General features: G+C 50.2%; 10 protein-coding genes. 5 read left to right on the top strand and 5 right to left on the bottom strand.

The window, feature by feature from the left end:
* Positions 1-9: 9 nt before the first annotated feature.
* Both FPG75_RS00805 and FPG75_RS00810 read right to left on the bottom strand, forming a co-directional pair.
* Positions 10-225, bottom strand: a complete 216-nt coding sequence (locus tag FPG75_RS00805) for a hypothetical protein (protein WP_143304595.1) — start codon at positions 223-225, stop codon at positions 10-12.
* A gap of 88 nt (positions 226-313) precedes the next feature.
* Positions 314-2371, bottom strand: coding sequence for a M13 family metallopeptidase (locus FPG75_RS00810; protein WP_201747862.1), 2058 nt, complete (start codon positions 2369-2371; stop codon positions 314-316).
* Between the two features lie 155 nt (positions 2372-2526).
* Here FPG75_RS00810 and FPG75_RS00815 point away from each other — a divergent pair, with 155 nt between their 5' ends.
* From FPG75_RS00815 to FPG75_RS00825, 3 genes are read left to right on the top strand one after another with little or no spacing between them, the layout of a single operon-like run.
* A complete protein-coding gene (locus FPG75_RS00815; RefSeq protein ID WP_143304596.1) occupies positions 2527-3048 on the top strand; it encodes a hypothetical protein in 522 nt (173 codons plus the stop codon).
* Between the two features lie 11 nt (positions 3049-3059).
* The gene (locus FPG75_RS00820) at positions 3060-3491 is read left to right on the top strand and encodes a group III truncated hemoglobin (protein WP_143305364.1); all 432 of its coding nucleotides are present in this window, start codon (positions 3060-3062) and stop codon (positions 3489-3491) included.
* A gap of 6 nt (positions 3492-3497) precedes the next feature.
* On the top strand, positions 3498-4754 hold the full coding sequence (locus tag FPG75_RS00825) for a replication-associated recombination protein A (protein WP_143304597.1): 1257 nt from the start codon (positions 3498-3500) through the stop codon (positions 4752-4754).
* Here the strand turns inward: FPG75_RS00825 and pbpC are convergent.
* The gene (pbpC, locus tag FPG75_RS00830; protein ID WP_143304598.1) at positions 4751-7156 is read right to left on the bottom strand and encodes a penicillin-binding protein 1C; all 2406 of its coding nucleotides are present in this window, start codon (positions 7154-7156) and stop codon (positions 4751-4753) included. The genes FPG75_RS00825 and pbpC overlap by 4 nt on opposite strands.
* A 174-nt stretch (positions 7157-7330) precedes the next feature.
* Here pbpC and FPG75_RS26290 point away from each other — a divergent pair, with 174 nt between their 5' ends.
* Complete coding sequence (locus FPG75_RS26290; RefSeq protein ID WP_143304599.1) at positions 7331-8398, top strand: PDDEXK nuclease domain-containing protein; 1068 nt, start codon at positions 7331-7333, stop codon at positions 8396-8398.
* On the opposite strand, the gene FPG75_RS00840 is transcribed toward FPG75_RS26290, so the two are convergent.
* On the bottom strand, positions 8390-9253 hold the full coding sequence (locus tag FPG75_RS00840; protein WP_143304600.1) for an AraC family transcriptional regulator: 864 nt from the start codon (positions 9251-9253) through the stop codon (positions 8390-8392). The genes FPG75_RS26290 and FPG75_RS00840 overlap by 9 nt on opposite strands.
* Before the next feature lie 85 nt (positions 9254-9338).
* Between FPG75_RS00840 and FPG75_RS00845 the strand changes: the two genes are divergently transcribed.
* Complete coding sequence (locus FPG75_RS00845) at positions 9339-10436, top strand: alkene reductase (RefSeq protein ID WP_143304601.1); 1098 nt, start codon at positions 9339-9341, stop codon at positions 10434-10436.
* Between the two features lie 149 nt (positions 10437-10585).
* On the opposite strand, the gene FPG75_RS00850 is transcribed toward FPG75_RS00845, so the two are convergent.
* Positions 10586-16066 carry an alpha-2-macroglobulin family protein gene (locus FPG75_RS00850; RefSeq protein ID WP_236652688.1) on the bottom strand — a complete coding sequence of 1827 codons (5481 nt, stop codon included), beginning with the start codon at positions 16064-16066 and terminating at the stop codon, positions 10586-10588.
* Positions 16067-16087: the final 21 nt, after the last annotated feature.

The following is a 16087-nucleotide window of genomic DNA, read 5'->3' on the forward strand; positions in this document are numbered from 1 at the left end:
GATGAAGAATTACTCCTGGCCAATGCGCATCACCAGTATACGGTAGTATACCTTGAGGCTCATACCGAGTACATAACCGGCCACAATGGCCATAATGATCATCCGTCCGGTGAAGGAAGCCATGAATGCGAGCGCCTGCGGCAGATAAGGCCAGGCGAGGAAAAGCAGCACCAGCAGCGCGATGTTCCTGCTTTCTGTTTTGTATTGACGAAGGATGTTGAGCATATGGTTTCTGTTTAAAGAGCAAAAGTAAAAAAGAATTGCGTCGGAAAACGGCGAAGCCGTCTCCCGACGCAATTCTTTTTTTATTTACTTACCAGATCACTACTCTCGCAGTGTCGGGCAGTACCATTTTATCTTTATCGGTGCAGCCCCATGCAGCCTGGAATTCTTTCAGGTGCGGGAGCGGGCCATTGATGCGGAATCTGGCCGGGGAGTGCGGATCGGTCTGGATCTGGTTGCGCAGGGCGGCATCCGTGATGTTGGAATGCCATACCTGAGCCCAGCCCAGGAAGAAGCGCTGCTGCCAGGTGTAGCCGTCGATCGGCTTGGGTTCCTTGCCCTGGAAGGATTTTTCCAGTGCATGGTAGGCCAGTGTGAGGCCGCCGAGGTCGGCCACGTTCTCGCCGATCGTGAGGGCGCCGTTGACATTGAAGCCAGGAGCCGCTTCCAGCTTGCTGAAGTAGGCGATATAGCGTTTGGTGAGCTTGTCGAAATTATCGCGGTCGGCTTTGGTCCACCAGTTCTTCAGGTTACCATCGGCATCGAATTGGGAGCCCTGGTCATCGAAACCGTGGGTGAACTCGTGGCCGATCACGGCGATGATGCCGCCATAGTTGATGGCATCGTCTGCATTCGGGTTGTAAAACGGCGGTTGCAGGATACCGGCAGGGAATACTACTTCGTTGTTAAGCGGGTTGTAGTAAGCGTTTACGGTTTGCGGTGTCATGCCCCATTCGGTTTTATCTACCGGCTTGCCGATCTTGTCAACGTTCTCTTTGTGCGCGTATAATTTCGCAGCGATCACGTTTTCTACCAGTTTAGCAGGATCGATCACGATAGAGGAATAGTCTTTCCACTTATCGGGATAACCGATCTTGTAAGTAAAGGACGCGAGTTTTTTATGCGCCATCAGTTTGGTGGAGTCGCCCATCCAGGTGAGCTTATCGATCCTTTCGCCATAAACTTTGCGAACGTTTTCGATCATCTCGGAAACTTTCTGTTTAGAGCTTTCAGGGAAATATTTTTTGGCGAACAGTTTACCCAGCGGCATACCGAGTGTACCGTCGGTAGAGCGGATGGCGCGTTCAGCGCGGGTTTTCTGTGCTTTTTTGCCGGTCATTACCGTACCGAAGAAATGGAAATGTTCGTTATCCAGCGGTTTGGAAAGATAGCTTGCAAAAGAAGACAGCAGCTGCCAGCGGGTATATGTTTTCAGCACATCCAGGGAAGTGGCCTTCAGCAGGGCGTTAGCGCCGGTGAGGTAAGGTTTGTTCTGGATGATGATCGTATCTGTTTTGATATCCTGCTTCTGTGCAAATCCGTCCCAGTCGAAGTCGGGAGCGAGTTTCTTCAGTTCGCTGAAAGCGGCTCTGTTGTAGGTTTTCACCGGGTCGCGGAGTTCTACGTTAGAGAGTTGCAGTTTGGCGAGTTTGGATTCGAAATCGAGGATGGTTTTACCTGGATTAGGATCTTTGAAGCCTGCGAGCAGGAACATGGTATCCACATGTTTCACGAATTCATCGCGCACATTTTTGGTGGGGGGATCCTGTCTTTCGTAATAGCTTTTTTCGCCGAGGGAAAGGCCATCCTGGCCTTGGTACAGCACATTCATTTTGCTGTTTTTCATATCGGCTTCAGCACCGAATCCGGCGAAGGTGGATACGCCTATTTTCTGGAGTTCACCAGTTACATTGGCGTAATCGGTCAATGATTTAATGCCTTCGATCTTGTCGAGATAGGGCTGTAAAGGAGTGATACCGCGTTTTTCAATGGTAGCGGTATCCAGGAAAGAGGTGTAAAAGTCGGCGATCTGTTGTTCTTCTGTGCCTTTCTTCAGGTCTTTTTTACCGGTGATCTCTTCGATAATACTTTTCAGACGTACTTCCTTGTTTTCCTTGTCAAGGATGTTGAAAGCGCCCCAGCGGCTCTCGGTAGAAGGGATGGGATTGTGTTTTTTCCAGTTACCATTAACGAAACTGTCAAAATCATCACAGGCTTTGAATGAGGAGTCGATATCACTCAGGTTGAATGCGGGCACCTTGGTAGTGTCTGCATTGGCGGCCTGCTGCGAGGAACTGTTGGAGTTACAGGCTGCCATGGTAACCATAGCCGCCAGCAACGGTAGTTTTACCGCATTAGCTTTATTCATATTAAAAACAGGTTTAGTGTTTAAAGTTATGGAAAACGCCGCATGTTACTTAAAATCTTTTACATGAGCGGCAAAGGTTTCGGCAAATCAATAAATCCGAAAATCCAAAAATCATAAATATTTAGGTAGGTTTGTGATGTGTAAAACGATACTTAATGGAATTCAGGTTTAGATTGTATAAAGTGCTTACCAGTGTGACAATGGTCATTTCGAGTTTTTTTGTGTTTACAGGGCTGATGTCATTGTTTGCACTCATACAGGCGCCATTGCAGCTGTTGTTGCTCACAATGGCCTGGGGAGCGTGTTTCATACATTCCATATTATCGTTGTTCCTGCAACGTAGTATACTGGTGCCCGAAGCGCCATTGCGGGCCAGTACGCCCGGCGGCATCCGCATCATGGGCGCATTGGTACTGATCTTTTCAGCAGTGCTGATCTATTCCAGCCTTCCGTTGTTATTTCCCACGCCGGAAATGATAAAGGAGATATTGAAGCAGGTGCCGGAAGGCAAGCAGGTAATGCTACAGCCAGGCATGCTGCGGGGAGTGGGCATTTTCTGCATGCTGATAGCAGTCGTATTTGCCATCAATGCCCTTCTTTCTTTCAGCTTTCTACGGCGGTGGTTGAAGCGCGAAGCAGAGCGCCCCACCCATATCGACGAGGATGAGGAATTATAAAACACTGGATGATGGAGAGGAGAGATATTATCAACAGAGAAGATATCATCCGCCTGGTCAATCGTTTCTATGAGCAGGTGAAGGAAGACGAGGTGATTGGCTTTATCTTCAATGAGGTGGCGCGTGTAGACTGGCAGAAACATCTGCCTATTATGTACGATTTCTGGGAGGGCTTGTTGCTGGACAGCAATGCATATACCCGCCGTGTGATGGAGCCGCATTTCCGGCTCAACCAGCAGCTGCCTCTGGAGCCGCCGCATTTTACGCGATGGCTGCAACTGTTTGAAAGCACCGTGAACGAATTATTTGAAGGCGAGAAAGCCAAGATAGCCATCACCCGTGCAAGGTCTATCAAGGGTATCATGGAATTTAAAATGAACGCCGCCCGTCATCCGCAAGAAAATAAAAATATTCCGCTCGTTAACCCGGGCAACAAAAAATAACCAGTTATGCAACCTTTAGCAGAACGGCTCCGGCCTTCCACGCTGGATGAACTGGTAGGACAAGAGCACCTGACCGGTAAAGACAGTATCCTCAGAAAAGCTATAGAACAGGGCCGCATACCATCCATGATCTTGTGGGGCCCTCCTGGTGTAGGAAAAACAACGATTGCCAACATTATCGCACATACGCTGAATGTTCCTTTTTATACGCTCAGCGCCATTTCCGCCGGGGTGAAGGAAGTGCGGGAGGTGATTGAGATGGCGAGAAGGCAACACCATGCGGTACTTTTCATCGATGAAATCCATCGTTTCAATAAATCGCAACAAGATGCGCTGCTGGGCGCCGTGGAAAAAGGCATCATTACGCTGATCGGCGCCACCACAGAAAATCCGTCTTTCGAGGTGAATGCGGCGGTGCTCTCGCGCAGCCAGGTGTATGTGCTCAAGCCATTAGGCCCGGATCAGTTGATGCAGCTGCTGCAACAGGCCATGGAGCGTGATGAGTGGATCAAGTCAAAAAATATTGAGCTGAAAGAAACCACCGCCCTTTTCAATATCTCCGGTGGAGATGCCCGCAAACTGCTCAATCTTTTTGAGCTGGTACTGGGTACCTTGCAGGAAGATCCCGTGGTGATCACGGACCAGAAAGTGATGGACATCGCGCAGCAGCGTGTAGCCATCTACGATAAGAGTGGTGAACAGCATTACGATATCATCTCCGCCTTTATCAAATCTATCCGCGGCAGCGACCCCAATGCAGCTGTATATTGGCTGGCGCGCATGATCGATGGCGGCGAAGACGTGAAGTTCATTGCACGCAGGCTGGTGATCCTTGCTTCAGAAGATATCGGCAATGCCAATCCCAATGCGCTTTTGCTGGCAACGAACTGCTTTCAGGCGGTGAACCTGATCGGTTATCCCGAGTCGAGGATCATCCTGTCGCAGTGCGTAACCTACCTGGCTTCCTCAGCCAAAAGCAATGCGGCCTATATGGCGATCAATGCTGCACAGGGGCTGGTGGCCAAAACCGGCGACCTGCCCGTACCGATGCATATCAGGAACGCCCCTACGAAATTGATGAAGGAAATGGGCTATAGCAAAGGCTACGCCTATGCGCACGATTACGAAAACAATTTTGTGTTGCAGGAATTTATGCCGGATGCCATTAAGGGCACCAAGCTGTACGACCCCGGCAACAACGCCCGGGAAGATGAGTTAAGAAGATATTTAAAACAACTCTGGAAAGACAAATACGGTTATTAATGTTGCTCCTGTTTACCTTTATCCAGGATGGTAAAAGGGCATTCAATTCTCTCCCCGTTCTCATCTACCAATGTGATCACATGATCACCGGCAGCAGGATGTAGCGCCATCTGATGAAATTCAGTGGTAGCGCCGATAAAATTATTATCCAGGTGCCAGAATATTTTGGCCGACGTATTCCGGTGCGTGGCGGTGAAGATCGTCTGGCCAGGCTTTCCGTCTATCTCAACGGGAACGTATATACGAGCATTGGGCCGTGGGTAGATCAGCTCCATCGGGGCTTTGTCTTGCCCGAGGGCTGCGAGGCATTCCGGTTTGTAGGGTGGCAAAGGTTGATAATAATTCTTGCTTCTGTAGTAAAATTCCTGTGATGGCGGTAATATAAACCAGGAACGGTGTTGCATGAACTGTGGTGATTCACAGGCTTCTGTTACGCGCCACTGGCCGGTTCTATCGAGATGTACCAGTTGATGATAGGGGCATACGCCTGCGCGGATGCCTGCTGCCGGCACCCAGATAGTATCTTTTTCATCACAGAGTTCACTGGCGCGGAAACCGCTTTTGGTACATACTTCTACTTTGCGCATCAGTGAATAGGGTGGCGTGAACCAGCTGCCAAGTTTCAGTTGCCGGAATACATCGAACAGGATGGGCGCCGCTGTGGATACGCCTATCAGGCCGGGGCGCCCTTCGCCGTCGGCATTGCCTACCCATACTCCTACTACATATTGCGGCGTTACGCCGATGGCCCATCCATCCCTGAAACCGAAGCTGGTACCTGTTTTCCAGGCAATGCGCTGGGTAGAGGAGAACTGTTGCCACAGCAGTTCTTCGCCGGGGCGCATCACTTCGGTCATGGCCTGAAATGCGCACCAGATGGCGCCTGCATCCAGTACGCCGTTCTTACTCAACCCATATTGCGATTTCCGCTGGATATTGAGTTGATAATTGGGCGGATGAATATCGTCCAGGTCATATTTCCCTTTGTATTGATCGAGATGTATCAGTGTGCGGGCCATACTGGCATACATGCCGCACATCTCCCACAGCGTGGTTTCGCCGCCGCCGAGGATGAGCGAGAGGCCGTAGTGGTCTGCCGGTTTGTTGAGGGTGGTGATGCCCATTTTTTGCAAGAGGGCATGAAAGCGTTCGTAGCGGTATTGCTGTAACATGCGCACAGCGGGGATATTGAGCGACCGCGCCAATGCGCGTGATGCGGGCACGGCGCCATCATAGCCGAGATCAAAGTTTTGCGGGGAGTAGCCTGCGATCTGTGTGGGAATATCCGGAATGAGGGTATTCGGCAGAATGAGCCCGTCGCTGAGCATGGCGGCATAGAGTACCGGCTTGAGGGTGCTGCCGGGGCTGCGCCTGGCCTGTATGATATCTACATGGCTTTCCAGTTCAGTATCTGCGGGGTTGTAGATGTTGCCTACATAGGCCAGGGTGTTGCCGGTTTCTACGTCGAGCACCAGTACGGCGGCATTGTTGATGCCGTTGGCTTTGTAGGTGTTGTGATATCTTTCCGCGATGGCGGCAACGTTGCGTTGTAAGGCGCCATCGACAGTGGATTTGATGCGGGTGGCGCCAGCGCTGTGTGATTGGAGGTAGTCGGCCCGGAATTTATCGAGCAAATGCGGCGCATATTGCGGCAGCGGCAAAGGCTGATCAGGTAAGGGTTCCAGGCTGGCGAGACTACAGGTGAGGCTGTCGATGGTTTTGTTGTGCCACAGTTTGCGCAGTAACTGGTTTCGTTTAGCCATCAGCGTTTGCCGGTTACGGCCGGGGTGTACGAGGGTTGGGCTGTTGGGCAGTACGGCCAGCGCGGCCATTTCGCCCCAGGAGAGCTGATCGGCCTTGCGGCCATAGTAGCGCCAGGCGGCGGCTTCCAGTCCTACTACATTGCCGCCGAAAGGTGCGTTGGCGGCATATAGCGCGATGATCTTTTTTTTAGAGGCGGCAAATTCGAGGCGGGTGGCTAATACGGCTTCCACCATTTTCTGCCAGATATTACGCGGCTTATTCCTCGATAGCCGGATGACCTGCATGGTAAGCGTACTGCCGCCACTCACCACTTTGCGGCCGCCGAGGTTCTGTTTCACCGCGCGGCCGATGGCCATCGGATCTACGCCCCAATGATACCAGAAGCGTTTATCTTCATAGGCGACGATGCATTTTACAAATTTTTCCGGCACATGCGCACTGTACGGAAACCGCCACTGGCCATCGTTTGCGATGCTGGCATTGAGCAGGTCGCCGTTATTATCTTCCAGCACAAAAGAAGTAGGGTTGGGAAATAATTGCGATGGCAAACAAAAGTAGTAAGCTGTTAGTAAAACAGTGGCCGCGATGAGCCACCATTTTCTTTTGATACACCACTGTTTGAATTTCTGCCGGGTCATGAATGTTGTGAGGATTAATTTTTTGGTGAAGGTATATAAAAAAGAATGCGGGGCGTTGATCTGTTCATTCTTATTCACATGCGGCGGAATGTGGAGTGAATGAAAATGAACAGGGATAAGCGTTTGCAGACATTTACATTTGCAGTTATTGTTAACCTTTAATGATCATTACTTATGTCGGAAAGAGATTTTCAGGAGTTATTCACACATATTCAGCAAACGCAGCATAACGTTTACAAAAGTATCAATGTTGAATTGATCAACCTTTATTGGCAAGTGGGTGAGTATATCAACAAGAAAATTGCACAGGCCTGCTGGGGAGAAAAGACGGTAAAAGAACTGGCGGATTATATTGCAAAGAAGAATGCCAGATTGAAAGGATTTAATGTACGAGGGCTTTACAGAATGAGGCTTTTTTATCAGACTTATACTAATGAATTAGGTAGTTATAAAGTTGAAAATTTTAATATATCATCTGATAATCAAGTGGATATATTTGTGTCAACACTGTTGACACAATTTACGGATATTCGTAATACATTATTGGTGAAGATTTCCTGGTCGCATCATTTGTTATTGTTGTCGATAAAGGAGTCAAAAGAAAGAAACTTTTATTTGCATCTCTGTATTAAAGAGGGATATACGGTCAGGGAATTGGAACGACAGATTCAAAGCAGCCTTTTTGAACGTGTAATGTTGGGAAAACAGCATATGCCGGAAGCGCTCAAACAGCAGGTGCCTGCTAGTCTTTCGCACGGATTCAAAGACAGTTATGTTTTTGAATTTCTCAATCTACCTGAAACCCATAGTGAAAAAGACCTTCAGAAAGCTTTGGTCAAAAAGATCAAAGCTTTCATCCTGGAACTTGGCAAGGATTTTATCTTTATGGGAGAAGAGTTCAGGATACAGGTAGGGAATAAGGATTTCTACATCGACCTCATATGCTACCACCGCCGATTACAGTGCCTGGTGGCTTTTGAGTTAAAAGCTACCGACTTTATGCCCGAATATCTTGGTAAACTTAATTTCTACCTGGAAGCACTCGACAGAGACGTGAAATTACAGAATGAGAACCCGAGCGTTGGCATACTGTTATGTAAAGAAAAAGATAATGAAGTAGTGGAATATGCACTCAACAGAAGCCTCTCGCCCACTATCATTTCTGAATACAAAACATTATTACCTGATAAACAACTGCTACAACAGAAACTCCACGAGCTCTTCGAAAACGAACTACACTAACGCCTTCGCACTCTTCCTATACTCCACCGGGCTCACACCACTATATTTCCTGAACTGGCGGCTCAAATGACTTTCGTCTGTAAAGCCCAACTCTCCTGCAATCTGGCTCACGGTGAGCGAGCTGAACGCCAACCGCTGCTGTACCAGTTTCATTTTGTAATGGGTGATGTATTGTTGCAGACTTTCACCGGTATATTTTCTGAAATATTCTCCAACATAGTTGGCAGAGAGATTAAAGCGCGCGGCGAGATAATCGATACGCAGCTTTTCCGGATCAGCGATATGCTGACGAACATGCAACAGCATTCTGTTGATAAGCGGGCCAGGCTCCGCTGCGGTAGCGGCTCCGGCGCCTTCTGATACATTTCTCGCGAGGATGTTGAGCACCAGGGTTACCAGGTGTTGCAAGTTCTCTTCGTGATAGCTTTGCTTGTGCTCATATTCCGTAATCATACTGTTGATGAGCGAAGTGATCATATTGCAGTCATCATCCCGCTTGATAAACACCTCCTGAAAACTGTTGTGCTGGAAGAAGATATGTTCCAGTTGCTTCAGCCATTGGGAGATACGCTCTTTGTCCTGCGGGCTTTTATATTGACCCAGAAAGAGTTCAGAGAAACGGATGGAACAGAAGCGGGTACGCGTTTTCACGTCAAAGCCGCGACAATCCAGCGGTGTAAACAGGAAGATGCTGCCCGTATGATAAGGGAACTCGTTGTTATTGGTGGTGCGCATACCCTCTCCTTCAAGTATCTGCACGATCTCGAAGAAATGATAAACCAAAGGCCGTTCATACCAGCAATCCATATCGGACACATATAGCTCGAAAGGCTGGTGTAGTTGTTTATGCTCCATAACCTCTTAAATTACATAACAAACCTTTTTTTGTCACTGTTCAACGGTGGTGGCCCGTAGTAATTTTGATCTCAAATTATCAATTATGGATCACAAAGAAAAATTGCTCGCACCTTTTCATACAACAGGACTTAGCTTACGTAACCGTGTGGTAATGGCGCCTATGAGCCGCCGACGCTCTCCGGCAGGCATCCCCAATGACGCTACCCGCATCTATTACGGACAACGTGCCAGCGCAGGGTTGATCATTACAGAGAACACCGTTGTTGCCCCTAATGGCACTGGTATATTACATACGCCCGGTATCTACAACGAAGCGCAAAAGGCTGGCTGGAAGGCCGTTACAGACGAAGTACATGCCAAAGGCGGGAAGATATTCATGCAACTGGTGCATGGTGGCCGCATCGGGCATGCCTTGAACAACGACGATGGATTACCGCTGGTGGCGCCTACCGCGATACAGGCCGCAGGTGTAGTCCGCATCGCAGGCGATCTGCGTGTGCCGATGTCAGTGCCGGAAGAATTGAGCACGGCTGATACAAAAAATCTGGTAACCGCTTTTATCAAAGCCGCAGAACGAGCCATCGAAGCGGGTATGGACGGCGTAGAGATACACGCTGCGCACGGATACCTGATAGAACAATTCCTGCATCCGCATACCAACCATAGAACAGACGAGTATGGCGGCAGTATCATTAACCGCAGCCGCTTCCTGCTGGAAATAGTAGCAGGCGTGGTGAAGGCCATCGGCAAAGAACGCACGGGCATCCGTTTATCGCCCTTCGCCACCTTGAACGATCAGCCTTCTTATGAAGAAGAAGAGGCTACACATCTCTATCTCGCGGATGCCTTACAGCAACTGGGTATCCTCTATGTACATATCTCCGATCAATCCAGCAATGGCCATCCTCCTGTTCCCGTCAGCTTTATTCAGGCCTTCCGCAAGCGTTTTCGCCACTTGATGATCCTGGCCGGCGGATATACAGCAGCATCGGCGGAAGCTGCCTTGCAGAGCGGTTTGGCTGACCTCATCGCTTTCGGCCGTCCCTTTATTGCCAACCCCGACCTGGTGGAACGCTTCCAGCTTAATGCACCGCTGGCAACAGGCGATGCCAGCACCTTCTACGAAGGCGGTAACGAAGGATATATCGATTATCCCACTTTACAATGTGCTACTGTCTGATAATTACAGATAGTGTTGTTGGATGATCCCCGGGCTAAGGCCCGGGGCGACAGCGTTATTCAACAACGCCATTACGGATTACGAATTAATAATTACGGCCCGAAGTGTTTGTACACTTCGGGCCGTAATTATTAATTCGTAATCCGTAATTATTTTACCACTTCAACCCACTTGCCTGGCAGGAAAGCGCGGATGGTATTGTCATACATCGCTTCTACCGAAGTGGCTGGAAGATAGTAACGGCCCAGGTATGCGGCATTGAGCAACACATTATAGGTGCGCGTTTTATTTTCTTCAATGTTGAAATAAGTATATACCCTGTCATCACGGATATCCATATACGTAGCGGGAGATGAACGGAAGGCACTGTCATTGTCCATCAGGCGGGTGTTGAGTATTTCCCAGCCGGATGGGAATATCTGCGACAATGCCATCTGTTCGTAATACCCGCGGCGACCCGGGTTGTGAATAGTAACCGTGGCCATGAAGTCGCTGCCCTGTTTGAGGGTGGCGGGATCGAGGGGCTTGCCCTCACGGGTACGGTAATCCACCTGCATGGTCAGTACCTCGGGATTGTTGCTGGCAGCGGGTTCCTGGCCTGCTTCCGGCTGGCCTCTCAGGATGAGGCGCGCGTACAGCACATTCTGGCCATTGTTCTGAACAGACACATTACCATTGCCACTGTTGACATTCACCGGTATCTGCGTAACATAGGATTGTCCGTTCACATTGCCTTTTACGCCATTGAGGTTGTAGCTGAAGTTCATCTTGCTGCCACCTTTGTTGTTGCCGCAGAATTTGGCGACGGCGATCAAGGCGTAAGCAGTGGTTTGTGTGCTGTACCACTGTTCCTGCGAAAGTTGCGCTGCTACTTGTTTCACCAATTCGTTGGCGCGACTGCGCTGCCCAAGGATGGTGAGCGTTTCGAGGATCATGGCTTTATCGCGCAGGTCGGAACCGAAGGTGCCACCCAATTGTGTGTATGGTTTCACTTCAGTGCCAAGGCCCTGGATAAGACTATTCGCTACCTCTGGCTGGCCGGTAAGCTTGTAAGCCGCTGCCAGTCGCCATTTGGCGGGTATGGATAGATATTTGAATTCCTTCAGCCTGTTCATGGCGCCGAGCTCTGGTTGTTTGGCCAATGCCAGCAGATAGAGGCGGTAAGCCTGTGTGAGATCGCCGCCATAGAAGTTAGTGGTGCTGGGCGCCCAGGCGCCGGCTTTGTTGCGTTGGTATTTTTTCCACTGATCCAGCAGGCCTGGCGGCAGCGTGTAACCTTGTGCCTGTGCTTCTATCAGGAAATGACCGCCGTAGTTGGTACCCCATTCGTCGGAGTTACCTTCACCGGGCCAGTAGCTGAAGCCGCCGTCAGTGGTCTGGAAGTTCTTCAGGCGGTTGATGCCTGCTTTCACGTTACGGTCTACTTCTGCGAGCTGTGATTCTTTCAGGTCCATCAGCTGGTTCAGCACCAGTTGCGGGAATACGCCCGATGTTGTTTGTTCAATACAGCCATGCGGATAACTGATAAGGAACTGCAAACGCTTGCCCAGGTTGAGTGAGGGGATAGTAGATACTTCCAGCACGCCGCTATTGGTGCCCGCCATGCCTACAAGACTGTAGGGAGAAGACCAGCTTTTACCGCCTTCCAGCGTGTATTCGATCACGTTAGTAATGTCGGGGTTCGGGTTGCGTACGTTCATCTCTACATTTTCTTCGGCGATCTCTTTGCCGCTGGTGGCCACTACTTTGAGTTTGCCCACACCTACCTGTGGTTTCACTTTTACATCGAAGTATACGAGTTGCTCGCCTGGTTGCGGGAAGGTGACGGTTTTGGTACGTTCGCCTACTACTTCCAGCAGGCCGTTGGTGCTGAGTGTTACGTTGGCGGAGCGCACATTGGGCTCAAGACCGAACACGGTCACCGGCAGCTGGATAGTTTCTGAAGGACCGAGCACACGTGGCGCTGTGGTGAGCAGCATCAGCGGTTTCTTCACTGCTACAGCTTTCTCTGCAAAACCGTAAGCGCCGTCCTGGCCCGCTACCACCATGGCTTTCACGGAACCGATATAAGGCGGCAGCTTGAAGGAATGCGTTTGTTTTTGTCCGCCTTTGAGGTAGAAAGGCCCCATATATTTCACCACAGGTTTGAAGCGGTTTGCTTTGGCGCTGCCGGCATTTTTATTCAGTCCTTCGTCGCCACCGATGCTGAGGATACGATCCATATCCGCGCCCCAGGCGCCGATCACGTAGTCAAAGAGGTCCCATGTTTTTACGCCCAGCGCTTCGCGTGCATAGAAAACGCTATGTGGATCGGGCGTTTTGAAACGGGTGAGATCCAGCAAGCCTTCATCCACGATGGCGATGGTATAGGTCATCGGTTTGCCATTGCTTTCGCTGACGGTGATGGCAGCCTCTGTTTCAGGCTTCAACTTGTCGGGCATGCTGATCACGGGTTTCAGGATGGTGCCCGGATCTTCGATGGAAACCGGAATGGTGCCATACATCCTGATGGGCAGGTCGTTGACCGTTTGTGCATGTGGTTGCAGCAGGGTAACGTTAACGTATATATTAGGCGCCATGTTTTTCTCTGCCTTGAACTTGAAGGTGGTTTGTCCCTGCTTGGTATTGATCCAATAGGTTTTGAGCACCTTGCTACCGGATTCGATGCTGATCAGCCCTCTGCCGCCTGCGCTGCTGGGGATGGTGAGGTTGATGTCTTCGCCGGTTTTGTATTGCTGTTTATCGGAGGTGAATACCAGCATGGCTGCTTCGGCAGGATTATCTTTCTGCATACGTTCTGCCCATCCGGGCCAGTCGATGTACACAGATTTACCAGCCGTATGGCCACTTTCAAGGTCTTTTACACGAACGAGGTAGCGGCCCCAGTCGGGGTAGTTGATGAGCAGGTCCCACTTACCTTTACCATTCTGCAGGGTCACGGTTTCCTTGCGCAGCAGCTGGTTGTAGCTGTCTTGCGTGAAGTTGGAATAATCGTCTTCTGCGCCATCATCCCACCACCATCTCCATTTGATCTTATACAACTCTACCTGTACCTGTCTGGTACCGCTGGTGAGATTGCCGTTGTCGTCTACATCTACGATATCGATGGTATGTGGTTTATCGGTGAGGAGCATGCCGGTGGTGCGGTCGCCCTGCGGGATGCGCAGGCCCGCATAGGAGGTGAACGGATTATAAGGCATGGAGAAGTGATCGATGCTGAAGTCGCCGCCGGGCTCGAACACTTTCACTTCGAAATTAGCTTTGAGCTGTCCGGGTGCGAGCTTGCCCAGCTGGATGTCGGCATTCACGGGGGCTGCGCCGTTATCGTTCAGCGGGCCTTCAAAGATGGTTTTATTTTCTGCTTCGAAATGTGTTACCGGATCATCGAAAGAGTAGCCGCTGAAATTTTTGAAGCTGGTATTTTGTTGTTGCAGGGAGATATCGACCTTGGCCTTGAGATGCTGTGCGGTAGCGCCGAAGAGCCACATGGCCGACAAGGTGCCCTGCGCGCCGCCATTTTTAGACAATGCGGTACGCGTACCAAAGTCCATTTTAATTTTCAGGCGGTTGGGCTTCACGGTTTCTATGCGCACATTTTTCTGGAAGGTGGCGCCGCCTACTTTCACTTTGGCTACCCAGCTGCCGGTAGGATCATCGGGCTGTGTGGCGGTAGCGAAGCTATAGAAACCATTCAGGCTGCTGTGTTGGTTGAGACGCTTGTACAGCTGGCCTTTGGGGTTATACAGCTCAAGGGTTACCGGGTGGTCCGGCGGCAGTTTTTTGTCTTTATCTTCCAGGATGAAGGTGAGGTATACGGAATCGCCGGGGCGCCATACGCCGCGCTCTCCATAGAGGAATCCTTTGATGCCGTTCTGCACTTCTTCTCCTTTCACATCAAAGCGGCTGAGTGGCAGGGAGCTGCCATCATCGAGTTTGAGGTAGCCTCTTTCATTGCCTTTCTTCGCGATAAGCAGGTAGGGCTTGCGTTTCAGCTCGAAGGTGGCCAGGCCGTCGCCATCACTTTTGGTTTTGAAGATCACCTGGCTTTGATAGTCGAGCAGCTCCAGTTCCACGCCCATCAAGGGTTTGGTATCGCGGATGTCGGTAACGGCTACCAGCATGCTGTTGTCGTTACCACGTTTGGCGATCAGGCCTATATTGGAGGAGATGATGTTGCGGGATGCCCATCTGTCCCTGCTGTAGTAGGAACCGGAGCAGGGATCGTTGCGTTCATTCCAGTTGTAAGCATAAGGATAATAGCTGTCGTAGCGTTGCCAGAAGCCATCATCTTCATCTATCTTCTCGCCATAATATCTGTCATCATCTCCTTCTTCAGTATTTTTTTCGTCTTTCTTATCATCGGCGGTATGACAGGCGGTGATCGCGTAGCTTTTCCTGAAGCCAATGGTGACGCGGTAAATAGCGCCAGGCTCGGTGCGCAGCAGTTTATCGAGATCGAGGAAGAAGCGGTTCTTTTTATGGAGATTCACAGATTTATCCACATCGAGGCGGATGGTTTTCTGTACAACGGGCTTGGCTACACGCCGTAATTCCTGATCGCCGTTGAGGTCGTTGCGTTGCAGGTATTGCGGTACATTGTTTTCGTATATCTTGATGATGGTGACATCCACCGCGTTCAGGTTCACGGCTTCAAAAGGCATCATGAGCTTGTTGCTTTCAGGTAGTATCACGCCTTTGCCGGGGATAGCCACAGAAGGTTGTGTATTTTCAAAATTGACGTTGGAGCTGAAAGTCTTACCCAGCTTCTTATCCGTGATATTGATCACGCCTTCGTTGATGAGTACATTATAACTGCCTTCGAGGCGTTGCGGTGCATATACTTTCACTTCACTGCCTTCGATGGTATAGCGCAGGTCGGTTTGTCCGCTGATGCCGATCAGGCCTTCCAGCGTTTGCGCCATGCTCACCGGATCGGAGAACTGCACCAGCAGGTGTTGTTCCGGGTCGGACATGGCTTTTACATCCAGTACCTTGAAATCGCCTACAGCAGGCACTTCTACGGTTTTCTTGCCTTCGTTGTCCACTTTCAGCGGGCTGCCCTTCCAATTGATCTCGAGGTTGCGTGCGGCATTGCTCCTTTGAATATTGGCGACGGTAAATTTCGACGTACGTTCGGCAGCGTTATGTTGCCAGGTTACCGGCAATGATTTGCCGGCATAAGTGGCGGTGATCACTTTTTCTATCGCTTGCGGGTCTTCCACGTCGGCGGTAGACAAGGCGCCGGTGAAGGTCATCCGGTCCAGCGTATTGTTATCGCTGGCTTTCAGTCCGAAGAGGTCCACGGAGAAAGATGGCTTGATCACTTTAAATTCAAAATCAAATTCTTTCAGGTCGCCGGGAACGTCCATCACTTTACCCAGCTTGAAAGTAGCCTGGTAGGTTTTTCCCGGTTGCAGGTTTTCATCGGGCCTGAACTCGATGGTGGTAGCATCTACCCAATATGATTTCCCTTTTATCGATGGCGAGAAATCGAATACCTGTTTTTCGAGGGGTTCATTTTGTGTGTGGGTAACATTTACCTGTCCGGCCAGGTGTACACGGATCGCGCTTTGCTTGGAGATGATGCCGGCAGTATAGGCCTCAATGTATTTCGCAAATGCGGGATTCATTTCTTTACGTGTGGTACGGCA

The organism is Chitinophaga vietnamensis, assembly GCF_902167635.1.
GTDB lineage: Bacteria > Bacteroidota > Bacteroidia > Chitinophagales > Chitinophagaceae > Chitinophaga > Chitinophaga vietnamensis.